Annotated in this window: 19 protein-coding genes, 1 tRNA gene and 1 pseudogene; 14 read left to right on the top strand and 7 right to left on the bottom strand. The window is 70.9% G+C overall.

The annotated features are described in order from the left end of the window. Both G6024_RS02980 and G6024_RS02975 read left to right on the top strand, forming a co-directional pair. A pseudogene (locus G6024_RS02980) lies at nt 1-265 on the top strand (PIG-L family deacetylase); the annotation flags it as partial. Continuing rightward, the gene (locus tag G6024_RS02975) at nt 262-834 is read left to right on the top strand and encodes an SAM-dependent methyltransferase (protein ID WP_119192038.1); all 573 of its coding nucleotides are present in this window, start codon (nt 262-264) and stop codon (nt 832-834) included. The pseudogene G6024_RS02980 and the gene G6024_RS02975, both read left to right, overlap by 4 nt. Nucleotides 835-862: 28 nt before the next feature. Here G6024_RS02975 and G6024_RS02970 read toward each other — a convergent pair whose 3' ends face one another. Then, nucleotides 863-1,519, bottom strand: coding sequence for a TetR/AcrR family transcriptional regulator (locus G6024_RS02970; RefSeq protein ID WP_235027738.1), 657 nt, complete (start codon nt 1,517-1,519; stop codon nt 863-865). Between the two features lie 119 nt (nt 1,520-1,638). On the opposite strand from G6024_RS02970, the gene G6024_RS02965 reads away from it, so the two are divergent. Beyond that, a complete protein-coding gene (locus G6024_RS02965) occupies nt 1,639-2,205 on the top strand; it encodes an HdeD family acid-resistance protein (protein WP_159147946.1) in 567 nt (188 codons plus the stop codon). 79 nt (nt 2,206-2,284) lie between these two features. On the opposite strand, the gene G6024_RS02960 is transcribed toward G6024_RS02965, so the two are convergent. Next, nucleotides 2,285-2,956, bottom strand: coding sequence for a TetR/AcrR family transcriptional regulator (locus G6024_RS02960; protein ID WP_067713378.1), 672 nt, complete (start codon nt 2,954-2,956; stop codon nt 2,285-2,287). Nucleotides 2,957-3,160: 204 nt separating this feature from the next. Here G6024_RS02960 and G6024_RS02955 point away from each other — a divergent pair. After that, nucleotides 3,161-3,232: transfer RNA gene (locus G6024_RS02955), tRNA-Gln, on the top strand. Here the strand turns inward: G6024_RS02955 and G6024_RS02950 are convergent. After that, complete coding sequence (locus tag G6024_RS02950; RefSeq protein ID WP_159147944.1) at nt 3,233-3,403, bottom strand: hypothetical protein; 171 nt, start codon at nt 3,401-3,403, stop codon at nt 3,233-3,235. After that, nucleotides 3,400-5,205, bottom strand: a complete 1,806-nt coding sequence (locus G6024_RS02945) for a thiamine pyrophosphate-requiring protein (protein ID WP_159147942.1) — start codon at nt 5,203-5,205, stop codon at nt 3,400-3,402. Before G6024_RS02945 ends, G6024_RS02950 begins: the two co-directional genes overlap by 4 nt. A gap of 133 nt (nt 5,206-5,338) precedes the next feature. Here G6024_RS02945 and G6024_RS02940 point away from each other — a divergent pair, with 133 nt between their 5' ends. Continuing rightward, nucleotides 5,339-5,950: a flavodoxin family protein gene (locus G6024_RS02940; protein WP_119192034.1), complete on the top strand. Its 612-nt coding sequence runs from the start codon at nt 5,339-5,341 to the stop codon at nt 5,948-5,950. Here the strand turns inward: G6024_RS02940 and G6024_RS02935 are convergent. After that, nucleotides 5,947-7,230 carry an MFS transporter gene (locus G6024_RS02935; protein ID WP_119192044.1) on the bottom strand — a complete coding sequence of 428 codons (1,284 nt, stop codon included), beginning with the start codon at nt 7,228-7,230 and terminating at the stop codon, nt 5,947-5,949. The genes G6024_RS02940 and G6024_RS02935 overlap by 4 nt on opposite strands. A gap of 165 nt (nt 7,231-7,395) precedes the next feature. Here G6024_RS02935 and glmU point away from each other — a divergent pair, with 165 nt between their 5' ends. The 4 genes from glmU to G6024_RS02915 all read left to right on the top strand — a co-directional run bounded on the left by glmU (nt 7,396) and on the right by G6024_RS02915 (nt 11,156). Beyond that, nucleotides 7,396-8,892, top strand: coding sequence for a bifunctional UDP-N-acetylglucosamine diphosphorylase/glucosamine-1-phosphate N-acetyltransferase GlmU (glmU, locus tag G6024_RS02930; RefSeq protein WP_119192033.1), 1,497 nt, complete (start codon nt 7,396-7,398; stop codon nt 8,890-8,892). Beyond that, the gene (locus G6024_RS02925; RefSeq protein ID WP_067713365.1) at nt 8,889-9,866 is read left to right on the top strand and encodes a ribose-phosphate diphosphokinase; all 978 of its coding nucleotides are present in this window, start codon (nt 8,889-8,891) and stop codon (nt 9,864-9,866) included. The genes glmU and G6024_RS02925 overlap by 4 nt, the downstream gene beginning before the upstream one ends. A gap of 1 nt (nt 9,867) precedes the next feature. Continuing rightward, a complete protein-coding gene (gene arsC, locus G6024_RS02920; protein WP_159147940.1) occupies nt 9,868-10,227 on the top strand; it encodes an arsenate reductase (glutaredoxin) in 360 nt (119 codons plus the stop codon). A 296-nt stretch (nt 10,228-10,523) separates the two neighbouring features. Beyond that, nucleotides 10,524-11,156 carry a 50S ribosomal protein L25/general stress protein Ctc gene (locus tag G6024_RS02915; protein WP_067713359.1) on the top strand — a complete coding sequence of 211 codons (633 nt, stop codon included), beginning with the start codon at nt 10,524-10,526 and terminating at the stop codon, nt 11,154-11,156. 336 nt (nt 11,157-11,492) lie between these two features. Here G6024_RS02915 and G6024_RS02910 read toward each other — a convergent pair whose 3' ends face one another. Next, the gene (locus G6024_RS02910; RefSeq protein WP_069389952.1) at nt 11,493-12,110 is read right to left on the bottom strand and encodes a LysE/ArgO family amino acid transporter; all 618 of its coding nucleotides are present in this window, start codon (nt 12,108-12,110) and stop codon (nt 11,493-11,495) included. 68 nt (nt 12,111-12,178) lie between these two features. Between G6024_RS02910 and G6024_RS02905 the strand changes: the two genes are divergently transcribed. The 3 genes from G6024_RS02905 to G6024_RS02895 are packed head-to-tail and all read left to right on the top strand — an operon-like array spanning nt 12,179 to nt 14,189. Beyond that, nucleotides 12,179-13,126: a LysR family transcriptional regulator ArgP gene (locus G6024_RS02905; RefSeq protein WP_200841544.1), complete on the top strand. Its 948-nt coding sequence runs from the start codon at nt 12,179-12,181 to the stop codon at nt 13,124-13,126. Beyond that, entirely contained in the window at nt 13,123-13,734 is a 612-nt protein-coding gene (gene pth / locus G6024_RS02900) for an aminoacyl-tRNA hydrolase (RefSeq protein ID WP_132061722.1), read from the top strand. Before G6024_RS02905 ends, pth begins: the two co-directional genes overlap by 4 nt. After that, complete coding sequence (locus G6024_RS02895; protein ID WP_120283914.1) at nt 13,731-14,189, top strand: DUF1990 domain-containing protein; 459 nt, start codon at nt 13,731-13,733, stop codon at nt 14,187-14,189. The genes pth and G6024_RS02895 overlap by 4 nt, the downstream gene beginning before the upstream one ends. 38 nt (nt 14,190-14,227) lie before the next feature. Here G6024_RS02895 and G6024_RS02890 read toward each other — a convergent pair whose 3' ends face one another. After that, nucleotides 14,228-14,458: a DUF6508 domain-containing protein gene (locus G6024_RS02890; RefSeq protein WP_159147938.1), complete on the bottom strand. Its 231-nt coding sequence runs from the start codon at nt 14,456-14,458 to the stop codon at nt 14,228-14,230. A gap of 231 nt (nt 14,459-14,689) precedes the next feature. Here G6024_RS02890 and G6024_RS02885 point away from each other — a divergent pair, with 231 nt between their 5' ends. Further along, complete coding sequence (locus G6024_RS02885) at nt 14,690-16,363, top strand: peptide chain release factor 3 (RefSeq protein WP_132061720.1); 1,674 nt, start codon at nt 14,690-14,692, stop codon at nt 16,361-16,363. A 57-nt stretch (nt 16,364-16,420) separates the two neighbouring features. Next, entirely contained in the window at nt 16,421-17,365 is a 945-nt protein-coding gene (locus G6024_RS02880; RefSeq protein ID WP_159147936.1) for an LLM class F420-dependent oxidoreductase, read from the top strand. Nucleotides 17,366-17,470 lie beyond the last annotated feature (105 nt).

Raw genomic sequence — 17,470 nt, 5'->3', positions numbered from 1 at the left:
CCGGGCCTGCGCCGCCACCGGAGCGCGCCTGGCGGAGTACCCGGTGTGGACCTGGCACTGGGCCGAGCCCGGCGATCGGCGCGTGCCCTGGAACCGGCGGCGCCGCGTCGTGCTCACCGACGCCGAACTCGCCGCCAAGCACGCTGCCGTCGCGGAGTTCGTCACCCAGGTCGCTCCGCTGTCCGATCGGCCGGGGGACGAGGCGATCCTGCCCGACTGGATCCTCGACCGCCTGGTCACGCGCTCCGAGACGGTGTTCTGGTGAGCACCCCGGGCCACTACTTCGAGGAGATGTACTCCGGGTCGGCAGACCCCTGGGACTTCGCCGGCTCGTGGTACGAACTGCGGCGCTACGGGCTCCTCGTCGCCTCTCTCCCCGAGCAGCGGTACCGCGTGTGTTTCGAGCCCGCCTGCTCGGTGGGGGTGCTCACCGAGATGCTCGCCGGGCGGTGCGACGAGGTGCACGCGGTGGACGTCGTCGACACCGCCGCCGGGCAGGCCCGCGCGCGCATCGACCGCGCGGGGTTGGACCACGTGCACGTGCGCACCGCCGACGCGTTGGACCCGTGGCCCGGGCGGTCCTGCGACCTGTTGGTGCTCTCGGAGTTCCTCTACTACCCGCCAGCCGACGGGCTCGACGAGCTACTCACCGCACTGCTGACGCTGGCCGAACCCGGCGGGACCGTCGCGGCCTGCCACTGGCTGGGTCAGTCGGACGACCACGCCTGCCACGGCGAGGACGTCCACGCCGCACTCGCACGCCGCACCGACCTCACGCGGATCGTCCACCACCGCGAGGAACGCTTCCTCCTCGAGGTCTTCCGCCGCACCTGATTGCCGGCGGCAGCTAGTCCGGCTGCAGCTAGTCCGGCTCCGCCTCCGGCTGCGGTTCGGGCTCCGGAGCCGACGCCTCGGCCCGAGTGACGAGGTGCACTATCGCCTCGGTATGGAGCCGGAACAGTTCGGTCACGTCGGCGTCCCCGGTCAGGGACGCGAGGAAGATCCCGTCGCCGCCGGCGAGTGCATAGGTGGCGAGGACCCGGGCATCCGCCTCGGGTAGCCGCGGACGGACCCGCCGGAACTCCGCCGCGATGCGCTCCAGGGCGTCCCCGCGCAGGCGCAGATAGATTCCCCGGGCGGCCGGCTCCACGGGACGCTGCTCCAGCGCCAGCATCAGGCCCAGCCGGAGGAAGTCCGGGGACTCGCGGAACGTCCGGGCCACGCCCAGGCAGAAGGCGGTCACGCGCTCCCGGAGGGCTTCACCCTCCCCGCGGGTGACCTGGCCCAGCCACAGCTCGACGCTCTCCTCGACAACCGCCGCCAGCAGCGCGTCCTTGTCCGCGAAATGCCAGTAGATCGAGCTCGCCGGGAGCCCGCTCGCCTTACTGACCTGCGCGATCGAGGTCCCCTCGTACCCGCGTTCACCGGCCACCGCGGCGGCCGCCTCGATGATCCTTTGCCGGGACTCCCGGCCCTTGGCACGGGTGCGCCTGCCCGTGGTCCCCGTCGGCTTCCCCACTATCCGCTCCCCCGCTCCCTGTGTCCGGCGACTCATTGCGAATCGCCCCGGATCAGACTTACCGTAGTGATCACTACAGTACGCGCGGCGGCAGACGTCAGCGCAGGAAAGGTGGAGAAATGATCGAATCACTGACCCGGAACTGGTGGATCCAGCTCATCCGCGGAGCACTGGCGATCGCCCTGGGCGCGACCGCACTGGCCTCCCCCACCACGGGCATGACGCTCGCGGTGTTCCTCGTGGCGGCCTTCGCCATCGGTGACGGCGCCATGACCGTGACGACCGGAGTGGCACTCCCGGACCGGACCCCCGGCCGCGGTGGCCTCATCCTCGCCGGCGCCGGATTCATGATCCTCGGGCTGGTCGTCCTGTTCTGGCCCGGCATCTCGGCCACCGCGTTGGTTCTGCTGTTCGCCGCCTGGCTGGTGGCCTCCGGCGCCCTCGTCGCCTACGGAGCCCAGACCCTGCGCTCCGACATCCCCGACTCGTGGGTCATGGTGACGCTCGGCGTCGTCTTGGCGGTGGTGGGTCTCGGGCTGGGCGTCGTGGGCCCGGCGGCGGTCGACACGGTCGTCACCTTCGCCGGCTGGTTCGGCCTCGCCGTCGGCGGGGTCATGGCCGCCGTGGCGTTCCGTCTCCGCGCCGACTCCGACCGGCTCGAGCACCGGGTGGCCGTCGCAGCCTGAACCGCGCCACCCTCATCCACCGGCAGAGTCCGTCGCCCGACCGTGCCGGGCCCGGCCTCGCGCGACGGGGAGCGACCTACTACGGGCTTCCGGGCCCCGGGCGCATGTCGCGACCCTGCGGCGTGCCGCCGGGGTGGCTCGGCCCGCTGTATTTCTCGAGGACGTCGACCTCCAGCGTCGGCGAGGGATCGAGGTGCGAGAGCCCGTTGAAACAGAGGTTGACGATGTGCGCGGCGACCTCTTCCTTGGGCGGCGTGCGGGCGTCGAGCCACCACTGGGCGGTCCCGGAGACCATCCCGACCAGAGCCTGCGCGTACACACTGGTGGTGATGGGGTCGAACCCGCGGGCGACGAACTCCTCCTCGAGGATGTAGGTCACGCTCGCCGTGGCGTCGTTGAGCAGGGTCGAATACGAGCCCCCACCCACCGGGGACGATTCGCGCACGAGGATGCGGAAGCCGTCCGTGCGTTCCTCGACGTAGCGCAGCAGCGCCATCGCCGCGCGCTCGATGCGCCGCCGCGACCCCTCGCCCTGCAGCGCCTCGGTGATCTCCGCGCCGAGGTAGGCGAGCTCGCGGTCGCACACGACCGCGTAGAGCCCCTCCTTGCCTCCGAAGTGCTCGTAGACCACCGGCTTGGACACCCCCGCCGCGGCGGCGATGTCCTCCACCGTCGCGGCGTCGTAGCCGTTCTCGGCGAAGATCCGTCGGCCGACCTCCACCAGCTGCTGCCGCCGCTTGGCGGCGGACATCCTGGTCCTCGGTGCCGGTACGCCCACGCCCGTCATTCCCCACCCCTTTTGCTGATACCCCGAGGATAGCCACGCGCGGATTCCGCTCCCCCCGTTCGGCGGCAACACCGCTGCTCACGTCGGGTCGGGCCCATCGGTGCGCAGGTGCGCATCGGTGGGCCCGATCTCATGTGCCAGACTGGTGACGGCCCGTTCGCGGGCCGTTCCCCCGTGGTGTAATCGGCAACACTCCTGATTTTGGTTCAGGCATTTCAGGTTCGAGTCCTGGCGGGGGAGCTAGAAGATCCCGCCGAAGATCCCCACGGCCAGCACCAGCAGCAGGATCGCGATGATCGCGAACACCGCCAACGCCGGTTGCCGTGCGCGCCGCGGCTTCTTCTCCACCTCGGCATCGGGCTGGAAGGCCGGGTCCTGCCCGGGCTGCCCGGGTCCGTTCATTCCGGTCACGTGAATCGCTCCTCTTCCATCCGGGCGTAGGCCTCCAGCAGCTCGAGGGCGTGCTCTCCGGCAGCACCCTCCGCGCGCAGGCCCGTACGCATCGACTCCACCATCTCCCTACCGTGCGGGAACGGCGGCAGCAACGGCATGTCCGGGTCGGTGATCGCGTCGATCACGGTCGGCCGGTCCGCGAGGAACGCCTCCTCCAGGGCGGGCACGAGCTGGTCGGGGTCGTCCACGCGCACCCCGCGCAGCCCCAGCAGTTCGGCGTAGCCGGCCACGTCGAACGGCGGCACGTCCTGCGACCGGGCGAACCGCGGCTGGGCCTCGCTCTCGCGCTGCTCCCAGCTCACCTCCGCCAGGTCCCGGTTGCTGAGCACCACGATCACCATCGTCGGGTCCTCCCAGCTCGGCCACGCCTCGGAGACGGTGATGAGCTCGTTGATGCCGAGCATCTGGATGGCCCCGTCCCCGGCCAGGACCGCGACGGGCTTGGCGGGCGCGGTGGCCTTGGCGGCGATCGCGTACGGGATCCCGCAGCCCATCGATGCCAGCGTGCTCGACAGGTGCGCAGGGACGGTCGTCGGCAGGCTGATCTGTCGGACGTAGTGGTAGACGCTGCTGCCCACGTCCACGGCGAGACGTGCGTCGTGGGGCAGGCGCTCGCCCAGTCGCCGCGCGACCAGCTCGGGATTGAGCCCCCGGGCAGGCACCTCGGAGCGCATGCGGGAGATCTCCCACCACTGCCCCACCCACGTCTCCACGTCGCCGCGCCAGGCGGAGCGGTCGCGGTCGGCCACGCGTCCGGTGAGCTCTCGCAGTGCGGCCGCGGCGTCGCCCACCATGCCGACCTCGATCGGATACCGGTTGGCCAGGTGCACCGGGTCGAGGTCGATCTGCACGGCCCGCGCCCGCCCGGGCTCCGGGTAGAACTCGGTCCAGGGGTCGTTCGATCCGACGATGAGGAGGGTGTCGCAGTTCTGGAGGATGCGCGCGCTCGCCGTCGTCCCCAGATGGCCCATGGTCCCGCCCACCAACGGCGAGGACTCGTCCACGTAGGGCTTACCCAACAGGCTCATCGTCACGCCGGCGTCCAGGCGCTCGGCGAGCTCCATCAATTCCGCCTGCGCACCGGCGACGCCGCGCCCCGCGAGGATCGCGATCCGCTCCCCCGCGTCGAGCACCTCCACGGCGCGCGCCACGTCGTCATCGCGCGGGACGGTGACCCCGTGGGTCCATTCGGGGGCGGTGACCACCACCCCGTGCTCCTGGTCGAGGTCCTCGCCCAGCTCCGGGGCCTCGGCGTTCTGCACGTCGTGGGGAAGGATGACGACGACGGGGGTCCGGTGCGTCAGCGCGGAGCGGAACGCCCGGTCGATCACCATGGGCGCCTGCTCGGCCGACGACACCGTCTGCAGGTACGGCCCGGCCACGTCGGCGAAGACGTCGCCGAGGTTGATCTCCTGCTGGTAGCCCGAACCGAGCACGCTGGTGTGCTGCTGCGCGACGAGCGCCACCACGGGCACGCTGTCGAGTTTGGCGTCGTACAGGCCGTTGAGCAGGTGTATCGCGCCGGGGCCCTGCGTGGAAATCATCACCCCGACCGCGCCCGAGTACTTGGCGTCGGCCACCGCCATGAACGCCGCCGACTCCTCGTGGCGGGCCCGCCCGAACGTCGGGGCGATCTCGGCGCGCTGCAACGCGCCGAGCAGTGGGTTGTTGCCGTCCCCGGCGTAGCCGTAGATCCGTTCGACGTCCCAGGCCACCAGTCGTTCGACGACGAGGTCGGCCACCGTCCTGTCCGTGGTCATACGCGTGCCCCTTCCGCTCGTCAGCCGTAGTGGCCCCACCGTAGGGGGCGCACCCGCGGCCCTCCACCGGTCATGGTGGCCCGGGCCCGCGGAACCGGTTGTCCGGCGGGTGGGGTGGTCCTATCGTCCGGGCATGGACACCGATCTCAAGGCACTCGCCCTGGTGTGCTCGCTCAAGGCCTCGCCCGCCGAGTCGAGCAGCGACCTCATCGCCCGGCAGGTCCTCGACGAACTCGCCGGTCACGGCGTGGGCGGGGAAACCGTCCGGGTCGCGGATCACGACGTCCGTCCGGGGGTCGACGATGACATGGGCGACGGCGACGAGTGGCCCGCCATCCTCGACAAGGTCCGAACCGCCGACGTCCTCGTGTTGTCCACGCCGACGTGGCTCGGTAATCCGTCCAGCATCGCGCAGCGGGTGCTGGAGCGTCTCGACGCGCAGCTGTCGGCGACCGACGACGATGGCCGTCCGGCGATGTTCGGCAAGGTCGCCGTGGTCGCGGTGGTGGGTAACGAGGACGGCGCGCACAAGATCGTCGCCGACATGTTCCAGGGCCTGAACGACATCGGGTTCACCATCCCGGCGCAGGGCTGCACCTACTGGAACAACGAGGCCATGAACCCGGTGGACTACAAGGACCTCGACTCCACGCCGTCGGCCGTGGCCTCGACCATCACCACGCTGTCGTCCAACGCGGTGCACCTGGCGCGGTTCCTGCGCCGCGAGCAGTACCCGGCGGTCTAACCCTTGGTGCTCCGCTCGACCGCGCTGCGGACGGTGTAGCGCAAGAACGCCGGGAAAGCGATCGCGCAGATCACCACGCCGATCACCACCAGCACGCCACCACCCGACGCGGCGACCGCCGTGCCGACCGAGGCCGCCGCCACGCCGTGCGCGACGTCGCCGATCCTCGGGCCACCGGCCACGACCACGATGAACACGCCCTGCAGACGGCCGCGCATCTCGTCGGTGGCCGAATCCAGCAGGATCGCCTGGCGGAACGCGGCCGAGATCATGTCGACGGCTCCGCCGAACGCCAGCGCGGCGAGCGCCAGCCACAGCCACCACGCGGATCCGCCGGGCGAGGCCGCGCCCACGAACACCCCGAACGCGACCATCGCCGCGCCCCACAGCGCCACGCACACCAGCACCGCCAGGCCCTGCCGCCGCACGCGCGGGATCCACCCGGAGAACACCCCGCCGGCCACGGCGCCCACGCTCATCGCGGCGAACAACAGACCGAGGGCGGTCCCGCCGGTCGCGGGGTCGCCGAAGGACTCGGTGGCGATCTGCGGGAACAGGGCCCGCGGCATGCCGAAGACCATCGCGATGATGTCCACGAGGAACGAGGCCAGGAGGATGCGGCGGGTGGCCAGGTAGGCGAACCCGTCGATCACCGACCGCGGCCCCACCGACCCCCGCTCCCCCGCCACCGGCTGCGGCGGGAGCCGGAACACCGCGTATAGGGTGGCCAGCAGCGCGACGGCGGTGAACAGGTACATCGTCGACAGGCCCAGGACCGGGATGAGGATGCCCGCGGACAGGGGCCCGACGATCGCCCCGAACTGCATCACGGTCATGTTCAGGGCCGAGGCGGAGGCAAGCTGGTCGGAGGGGACGATCCGGGGGATGATCGCCGAGCGGGTGGGCTGGTTGACCGCGAAGAACGCCTGCTGCACCGACAGCAGCACCATCACCACCCAGACGTTCCGGTTGCCCGCCGCGGCCTGCGCCCAGAACAGCAGTGAAGTGACGATCAGCCCGGTGGTGGTGACCATGAGCAGGCGACGCCGGTCGAGGGCATCGGCCAGCGCGCCGCCCCACAGGCCGAACACCACGAGGGGCACCAGCGCGAACACGCCGGTGAGCCCCACATACGCAGAGCTGCGCGTGATCTCGAAGACCTGCTGCGGCACCGCGACGATCGACAGCTGCGCCCCGATGACCGTGACGATGTTGGCGAGCCACAACCTGCGGAAGTCCGGCGCCCGGAGTGGGCGGGTATCCGCCAGCTGGCGCCTCAGAACTGACACGCGGGGCAGGCTACTCCGCCTCAAGACGGTTCGAATCGCCGGAGTCACCCTCTATCCTTGGGGCTCTGTCCGCCTTGGGACCCTGTCCGCTCGCCGGACGTACCCGGACCCATCCATCACCACCACCGTGCGCGTGCGGCGCGCCGAGGAGACTCGATGACCACACCCGAGACCGACCGTTCAGCGCCCGACCATGCACAGACCGCGGTCATCGTCCTGGCCGCCGGATCCGGCACCCGGATGAAGAGCGCCACCCCCAAGATGCTGCACCGGGTGTGCGGGCGGACGATGCTCGGCCACGCACTGCACGCCGCGGCGGGGCTCGAGCCGGACGCGATCGTCGTGGTCGTCGGCCATCAGCGCGACCAGGTCTCGGCGGCGGTCGACGAATTGTCGGCCGAGCTCGGCGTGCCGGTCTCCACCGCGGTGCAGGAGGAGCAGAACGGGACGGGCGACGCCGTCGCGGCCGGGATGTCGGGACTGCCCGCCGACTTCTCGGGCACCGTGCTCGTCACCACCTCGGACATCCCCCTGCTCGACGCCGACACCCTGCGCGAGGTCGTCACACGCCACGACCTGCGACCGCGCGCTGCGGTCACCGTCCTGACGTCGACGGCGCCCGACCCCACCGGGTACGGCCGCATCGTGAGGAACGACGACGGCGAAGTGCTGCGGATCGTCGAACACAAGGACGCCTCGGAGGACGAGCGGGCGATCGACGAGGTCAACTCCGGCATCTACGCCTTCGACGCCCTCGTCCTGCGGGACAAGCTGGGACAGCTGAGCACGGACAATTCGCAGGGCGAGCTGTACCTCACCGACGTCATCCAGCTCGCGCGGCGCGACAACGGGCTCATCCGCGGGCACCGCGTCGAGGACCCCGACCTGGTCGCCGGCGTCAATGATCGCGTGCAGCTCGCGGCCCTGGCCGGGGAGATGAACCGTCGCCTGTGCGAGTCGGCGATGCGGGGCGGCGCGACGATCGTCGACCCGTCCAGCACGTGGCTCGACGTGGGCGTGGCAACGGGTCGCGACGTGACGATCCTGCCGGGCACCCACCTGACGGGCGCCACCGAGATCGGCGACGGCGCGACCGTCGGACCGGACACCACCCTGCAGGACACCGTGGTCGGCGAGGGCGCCACGGTCGTGCGTTCACATGCGGTGCGCGCCACAATCGGGGCTGGCGCGGAGGTGGGCCCGTTCGCCTACCTGCGGCCCGAGGCGGACCTGGGCGAGCGGAGCAAGATCGGCACGTTCGTCGAGGTCAAGAAGTCGACGATCGGGGCGAACACCAAGGTGCCGCACCTGACCTACGTGGGCGACGCGACGATCGGCGAGCACACCAACATCGGGGCGTCGAGCGTGTTCGTCAATTACGACGGGGTGAACAAGAACCGTACAGTGATCGGCGATCACTGCCGCACCGGTTCGGACACCATGTTCGTCGCACCTGTGACCGTCGGAGACGGGGCCTATTCGGGCGCGGGTACCGTGATCAAGGACGACGTCCCACCCGGAGCCCTCGCGGTCTCGGGCGGACGACAGAGGAACATCGACGACTGGGTGATCGAGAACCGGCCCGATTCCGGTTCGGCAGAGGCCGCCCGTCGTGCCCGGAACGACTCCCAGAAGGACGGACTCACGCAGTGAGCGAGTGGATCGACAACCAGAAGAACCTGATGTTTTTCGCGGGGCGCGCGCACCCCGAACTCTCCGACCAGGTCGCCGCCGAACTGGGCGTCGAGGTCACCCCCCAGACCGCCCGGGACTTCGCCAACGGCGAGATCTTCGTTCGCTTCGAGGAGTCCGTCCGCGGCTGTGACGCGTTCGTGCTGCAAAGTGCCCCGGCGCCGCTGAACAAGTGGATCATGGAGCAGCTCATCATGATCGACGCCCTCAAGCGGGGAAGCGCCAAGCGGATCACCGCCGTCCTGCCGTTCTACCCGTACGCGCGGCAGGACAAGAAGCACCGCGGCCGCGAGCCGATCTCGGCCCGTCTCATCGCGGACCTGCTCAAGGCCGCCGGCGCGGACCGCATCATCACGGTCGACCTGCACACCGACCAGATCCAGGGCTTCTTCGACGGTCCCGTGGACCACATGCACGCCCAGGGCCAGCTCTCGGACTACGTCCGGCAGCACTACGGGACCGACAACATCGTCGTGGTCTCCCCCGACGCCGGCCGCGTCAAGGTGGGCGAGAAGTGGGCCGACGCCCTCGACGGCGCGCCGCTCGCTTTCGTCCACAAGACCCGCGATCCCAACGTGCCCAACCAGGTCAAGTCCAACCGCGTGGTCGGTGACGTGGAGGGCAAGACCTGCGTCCTGATGGACGACATGATCGACACCGGTGGCACCATCGCCGGCGCCGTCAAGGTCCTCAAGGACGCCGGAGCCGGCGACGTCATCATCGCCACCACCCACGGCATCTTCTCCGATCCGGCCGCCGAGCGTCTCGCCAACTGCGGGGCCAAGGAGGTCATCACCACCGACACGCTGCCGATCCCGCCGGAGAAGCGGTTCGAGAACCTCACCGTGCTGTCCATCGCGCCGCTGCTGGCCCGGACCATCCACGAGGTCTTCGAGAACGGGTCGGTGACCAGCCTCTTCAACGGGAACGCCTGACATGACTGCGGACCCGGCGGGGCGCGCCACGATCTACCACAACCCCCGCTGCTCCAAGTCCCGGCAGGCGCTGGAGCTGCTCCGCGAACGGGGTGTGGAGCCGACCGTCATCAAGTATCTCGACACTCCCCCGGACGTCGAGCAGCTGCGCACCCTCATCTCCGACGCCGGTCTGACGGTGCGGGAGGCGGTGCGCGTCAAGGAATCCGAGTTCACCGAGCTCGGCCTCATCGACGCCTCCGATGACGACCTGCTCGCCGCGATGGTCGCCCACCCCCGGCTCATCGAGCGGCCCTTCGTCGTCACCGACAAGGGCACCCGCCTCGCGCGTCCCACGGCGGCGGTCGAGGAGATCCTCTGACCCACCACCCAGGCTGACCCGCTGCACCTGCTGGCCCACCTAGCCGGGACAGCGACTGACCCGCCGCCCCACACCCGGGGCGGCGGGTTCGCTGCGATTTTGGGCCCCGCACCCCTCGGCGCTAGGCTGGTCGGGTCATCTCGGCGAGGGAGGACCCGCATCAACCCGGGCCACTCCGTTATCGACGCGATCATTGTCGGCGTGGTCCCGGTGGACCGGCCCGGCGATCGTCTCGATCGCCGAGGAGGTCATCACCCGTAGAGCGTCCCGCTCTCCCACCCGACGAAAAGGCAGTCATGGCCAAGGAAATCAACAACCTCAAGACCTCCACCCGCACCGAGTTCGGCAAGGGCTCCGCCCGCCGCGCCCGTCGTGAGGGCAAGGTCCCCGCGGTGCTCTACGGCCACCACACCGAGCCCCGCCACCTCCTGCTCGACGCGCTCGAGTTCGCCGCCGTGCTCCGCGCGCACGGCACCAACTCCCTGCTCACCCTCGACATCGAGGGCGAGGAGCAGCTCGCGCTGCCCAAGCAGATCGACGTGCACCCGCTGACCCGCATCATCGAGCACACCGACCTGCTCGTCGTGCGCAAGGGCGAGAAGGTCGTCGTCGAGGTCTACGTCGTCCTCGAGGGTGAGGCCGCCCCCGGCACCCTGGTCACGACGGACGCCGACTACATCGAGATCGAGGTCGAGGCCACCGACATCCCCGAGGAGTTCACGCTCTCGGTGGAGGACGTCGAGGCCGGCACCCAGTTCACCGCCGCCGACATCACGCTGCCCGCCGGCGCCACCCTGGTCTCCGATCCGGAGACCCTGCTGGTCAACGTCATCGAGGCGCCGTCCGAGTCCGACCTCGAGGACGACGAGGAGGCAGCGCCCCAGGGCGAGGCCGCCGAGGACGCCGCGAAGGCCGCCGAGGAGGGCTGATCCTCCCCCGCGTGAACCACGCGGACGCCGCCTGAACAAGGCTGGCGCCGTCTGATCCAGGCTGGCGCCGCCAGACCGGCGGCACCCGGTCATGGGCCCGGCACGACTGAAGCGTCGTGCCGGGCCCGTCGCTGTTCGCGCGTCGAGCGCCTGCCCGCCCCAGCTACTCTCGCTCCCCACGATGGCGTCTGGCCTGCCCAGCGGGTCACGCGAGACGCCAGGCCGGCGGGCGGCTGCACCCGAACGGCATTCCCGGGCACCTGCCACCGGGGGGTATCAGCGATACGACTGCACCGGCGGGCCGTCACCGGGCGGGAAGTACACGACGCCGGTGGGTCAGCCGCGGACGAGGCCGATCGCCAGGACCAGCATCATCACGGCGATGCCGGCGTCGAGCACCCGCCACGCCCCGGGCCTGGCGAACAGCCCCCGCAACGCCTTGCCACCGAACCCGATGAGCGAGAACCACAGCACGCCCGCGATGAAGGCCCCGGCCGCGAACACCCAGCGCAGGTCGGTCCCCTGTTGGTTGGCGAGCGTGCCGAGGAACACCACGCAGTCGAGGTAGGCGTGCGGGTTGAGCCAGGTGAACGCCGCGCACGCCGCCAGCGCCCCGAGCGTCGACGGGACCCGCGCGTTGCCGTCGACCTGCAACCCGTCGCCGGGCCGGATCGCGCGGGACGCGGCGAACGCCCCGTAGGCCAGCAGGAACACGACCCCGATCCACTTCATGACCGTGATCGCCGCCGGCGCCGATTCGATGAGCACCCCCACGCCCGCCACCCCGAGCAGGATGAGCGCGGCCTCGGACACCACGCAGAAGGCGACGATGGGAACCATCGCCACATCGCCACGGATCGAACGCTGGAGGACGTAGGCGTTCTGCGCGCCGACGGCGGCGATGAGCCCGAGGCCCATGCCGACGCCCATGAGAAGTGTGGAAGTAGCGGTCACGACGTCACCGTAGGCCCGGTTTCATCAGTAGTGCCACTGCACTTTCTGCACTAGCATCAGCTGTGCTTATGAACAGCCTGCAACTCGATCACCTCCGCACCCTCGCCGCCGTCGTGGACCTCGGCTCGTTCGAGGCCGCCGCCGCCCACCTGCACATCACCCAGTCGGCGGTGTCCCAGCGGGTCCGCGCACTCGAGGAGTCCGCGGGACGGATCCTCGTCCGTCGCGAGCGGCCGATCTCCGCCACCGCCTCCGGCGAGATCGTGCTGCGCACTGCGCGGCAGATGCTCCACCTCGAGGAATCCCTCGCCGGCGAACTCGACGACCCGGCGTCGGCCCAGGAACACGTGATCTTGGCCGTGGCGTGCAACTCCGACTCGCTGGCGACCTGGTTCCTCGATGCCATGACCGAGGTCCACGCGGCCGGCCGGGTGGTCTTCGACATCCGCCGCGAGGACGAGTCCCTGTCCAGCGAGTTGCTGCGGCGCGGCGAGGTGATGGCCGCGGTGACCAGCCAGTCCCGGCCGGTCCAGGGTTGCCGCTCGCAGCCCCTGGGATCCATGCGGTACCTGGCCTGCGCGAGCCCCGGGTTCGTCGCCCGGCACCTGCGTGACGGCTCGACCACCGCCGCGCTCGGCCGGGCGCCCATCGTCGACTTCGACCGCAGCGACGGCCACCAGAACAACCACTATCGCCGCCTGGCCCGCCGGGAACCCACCGGGCCCCGGCACTTCATCCCCAGCTCGCACGATCACGTCCGGGCGATCGTCGCCGGGCTGGGCTGGGGCCTGATCCCCGAGCACCTCGCCACCCCATGGCTGGTCTCCGGCGAGATCGTGGACGTCTCCCCCGACCACTTCCTCGACGTCCCCCTGTTCTGGCAGCACTGGAAACTGCAGTCACCCGACCTCGACGCCCTCACCGCCGCCGTCCTCGACACCGCCCGCCGAGCTGCGGAACTGATCGGACAGGTGCGCCCGGGCGGGCCGGCGCCGTCTGGGATCATGGGCCCGTGACTACCGCTTCCACGCCCGGCCCCACGCCCGGCCCCACGCTCGTCGTGGGTCTGGCCAACCCCGGACCCGACTACGAGGGCACCCGCCACAACATCGGCTGGGACGTCCTGCAGGAGTTGGCGTCCCGCGCCCTGCCGATGCCGGCGAGCTTCTCCACCCACAAGCGGACCAACTGCGAGATCGCCCAGACCCGGCTCGCCGACAAGCCCGTGGTCCTGGCCCGCCCCCGCAGCTACATGAACCTCTCGGGCGGGCCTGTCGCCGCGGTCGCCAAGTACTTCTCGGTCACGCCCACCGACATCATCGTGATCCACGACGAGATCGACATCGACTTCGGGCAGGTCCGCCTCAAGCGCGGCGGCGGCGAGGGCGGCCACAACGGCCTGCGCTCGCTGTCCGGCTCCCTCGGCACCCGCGACTACATCCGCGTCCGCGCCGGGGTGGGCCGCCCGCCGGGCCGCATGGCGGTGGCCGACTTCGTACTCAAGCGCTTCTCCAAGCTCGAGCAACCCGATGTGCCGTTCCTCATCCAGGACGCCGCCGACGCCGTGGAACTCCTCCTCAAGCACGGGCTGGAGACGGCCCAGAACCAGGTCCACTCCGCGTGACGCGCTCCCGGCGGTTCGAGCGCGAGGCCCACCTGGGCTCCGGTGCCGATCTCTTCCGCCGCGCGAGTGCAGCACTCGTCAGCTGGGACCTGCACCGGCGGGCGGGCCTCGTCGTCGTCGCCACCGGGCCCGCCACCCCCGGCCGCACCGTCATCCTCCGGCCGCGATCAGGCCCCGGGGCGTGGCTGCGACTGGCCGCGCCCTGCGAGGTCACGGAGGTCGTTGACCGCCCCGACGCGCGGGGGTTCACCTACCGCGCCCTACCCGGCCACCCCGAGCGCGGATGGGAGACGTTCCTCGTCCGGCACGATTCCGTCACCGACGCCGTCGCCCTCACCCTCACCGGTGAATCCGCGCACGCCACCCTGCTCGCCCGGCTGGGTGCACCCATCGCCCGACTCGAACAGGAGCGGATCACCCGCCGCTACCTCGCCGCCCTGCGCGACCGGCCCTGACCCGCGGCGCCCGGCGTGGACATCACAGTTCAGCAACGTCACAGTTCATAGAGCTCCTGCAGCCGGTCGAGAAGCGCCACGAGCGATCCCTCCGTCAGCGACTCCGCGATCGCACCGTCGACGAACCGCTCGGACCGGACCACCCAGGTGAGCAGCGCGCGGGTCAGGTCCTCGTCCGACCGCTCGGCCAGCCCGGTGAGGTCGGTGAGCGAGCCGTCCGACAACCCGCGCCGCTCCAACTCGTCGAGGTACCCGTGCCGGGTGAGCACGCCCCCGCCGAACGCCTCCAGCGTCGTTCACGGTTCATCGGTCGGGGCACGCTCACTCGTTACGAAAGCTATCGACTGGCGCGCTCGATCCGCGCAGGCGCCGCGCCTGACCTCGCGTTTCACGCGCCACACCGACCTCGTGGGTCGCACCGCCGGATTGTGTGCTCACCCGTGGGCGGACGTACGCTGGGTGACGACGACGAGGGCCGTCGACTGCCAGAAGGAGTGCGCGTGACCGAGACCGCCGAGGACACCGGAACGGGCGGGCACGCCACGGGTGCGGACGCCGCCGGGGACGTCACGTCCGAAGTCGCGCGCCGCAGGACGTTCGCCGTGATCGCCCACCCGGACGCCGGCAAGTCCACGCTCACGGAGGCGCTCGCGCTGCACGCGCGGGTGATCACCGAGGCCGGCGCCGTCCACGGCAAGTCGGGCCGCCGGTCCACCGTGTCGGACTGGATGGAGATGGAGAAGGCCCGCGGCATCTCCGTCAGCTCCACCGCGCTGCAGTTCACCTACGCACCGGAGGGCTCGAACCCGGGCGACGACCCGTACGTCATCAACCTGGTCGACACCCCCGGCCACGCCGACTTCTCCGAAGACACCTACCGCGTCCTCACCGCGGTCGACGCGGCGGTCATGCTCATCGACGCCGCCAAGGGTCTCGAGCCGCAGACCCTCAAGCTCTTCCAGGTGTGCAAGCACAACGGTCTGCCGATCATCACGGTGATCAACAAGTGGGACCGGCCCGGCCGGGCGCCGCTCGAACTGCTCGACGAGATCACCGAGCAGATCGGCCTCGTGCCCACCCCCCTGTTCATGCCCGTGGGCATCGCCGGCGACTACCGCGGCCTGCTGCGGCGCGGCGACGACGGCGCCCCCGAGGAGTACGTGCACTTCACCCGCACCGCCGGCGGGTCGACGATCGCCCCCGAGGAGCACTACGACCCGGACACCGCCGCCGAGCGCGAGGGCGACGTGTGGGAGACCGCGGTCGAGGAGTCCGAGCTGCTCTCGGCGATGGGCCAGGACCACGACCAGGAGCTATACCTGGCCGGTGAGACCAGCCCGGTGATCTTCGCCTCGGCGATGCTCAACTTCGGTGTCCACCAGATCCTCGACGCGCTCGTCGAGCTGGCCCCGGCGCCGCGCGAGTGGCCGACCGTCTCGGGCGAACCGCGGAAGACTTCGGAGCCCTTCTCCGCCATGGTGTTCAAGGTGCAGGCCGGCATGGACGCCGCGCACCGCGATCGTCTGGCGTTCATGCGGGTGGTCTCCGGCGAGTTCGAGCGCGGCATGGTGGTCCAGCACGCCCAGACGGGCAAGCCGTTCACCACCAAGTACGCGCTGACGGTGTTCGGCCGCGACCGCACCACCGTGGAGACCGCCTACCCCGGCGACGTGGTGGGCCTGGTCAACGCCACGGCCCTCGCCCCCGGCGACACCCTCTACAGCGGTAGGAAGGTGCAGTTCCCGCCGATCCCGCAGTTCGCCCCCGAGCACTTCGCGGTGGTCCGCGCCCAGTCACTGGGCAAGTACAAGCAGTTCCGTAAGGCCATCGACCAGCTGGCCGCCGAGGGCGTGGTGCAGATCCTACGCAACGACACCCGCGGCGACGCGAACCCGGTCATGGCCGCGGTCGGCCCCATGCAGTTCGAGGTGGTCACAGCCCGGATGAAGGCCGAGTTCAACGTCGAGGTCGTGGTGGACAACCTGCCGTACACGATCGCCCGCCGCACCGACGCCGAGTCGGCCGGCGAACTCGGCCGCCAGCGCGGGGTCGAGGTCTTCCAACGCACCGACGGCGAACTGCTGGCCCTGTTCGGTGACAAGTGGCGGCTGCAGTACATCACCAAGGAGATGGAACACCTCACCATCGAGCCGCTGGTCGCCGACACCAACTAGCCCTGACGCGGGCCGGCGGTTGGCGCGGGCGGGTCACCCGGCGGCATGCTGGAGGGCATGCCCAGTGATTCTCCGGTCAGCCTCCGCGTCTTCGTCGAGCCCCAGCAGGGCGCGACGTATGCCGACCAGCTCGCCGTCGCCCGCGCGGCGGAAGACCTCGGCTACGAGGCCTTCTTCCGGTCGGACCACTACCTCAAGATGGGCGACATCAGCGGACTGCCCGGCCCCACCGACGCGTGGCTGACCCTCGCCGCCCTGGCCCGCGAGACCTCGACCATCCGGCTCGGCACGCTGCTCACCTCGGTGACGTTCCGCCACCCGGGCCCGCTGGCGATCTCGATGGCCCAGGTCGACGAGATGTCCGGTGGCCGCCTCGACGTGGGACTCGGCGCCGGCTGGTACGCCGACGAGCACACCGCCTACGGCATCCCCTTCCCGCCGCTGGGCGAGCGGTTCGACCTGCTGGAGGACACCCTCGGGGCGCTCGAGGCGTTCTGGTCGACGCCCGCAGGCGAGACGGTCTCCGTCCACGGGAAGCGGGTGGAGATGGTGGACTCCCCCGGCCTGCCCAAGCCCGTGCAGCAGCGCCCGCCGGTGATCGTCGGCGGTCACGGCAGGAAGCGGACCCCGGCGCTGGCCGCCCGGTTCGCCGACGAGTTCAACGTGCCGTTCGCCGACCTCGACACCGTGGCGACGCAGTACCGCCGGGTCGACGAGGCGTGCGCCGAGCGCGGCCGCGCCCCCGAGGAGATCATCCGCTCGGCCGCGCTCGTCCTGTGCTGCGGGCGCGACGAGGCGCAGATCGCCCGGCGGGCGGACGCCATCGGCCGCGAGGTCGACGAACTGCGGGCCAACGGCGCCGCCGGGACCCCGGACGAGGTCGTGGACACGATCGGCCGGTACGCGGCGATCGGTGCCCGGCGCATCTACCTGCAGGTGCTCGACATGTCCGACCTGGACCACCTCGACCTGGTCGCCTCCGAGGTGGCGCGCCAGCTCTGACGCGAGCCCTGCCCGGCCGGCCGGCCGACCCGCCGGCCGGGCGAAACGCCCTCCCCTGCCCGAGGAGTGGGATTAGTGTCACTCCATGGTGGCACAAGACACGAC

The sequence above is a fragment of the Dietzia maris genome (assembly GCF_014144855.1).
GTDB classification, from domain to species: Bacteria; Actinomycetota; Actinomycetes; order Mycobacteriales; family Mycobacteriaceae; genus Dietzia; species Dietzia kunjamensis.
The sequence above is the reverse complement of the archived record's forward strand: the minus strand, read 5'-3'. Positions and strand labels throughout refer to the sequence as shown.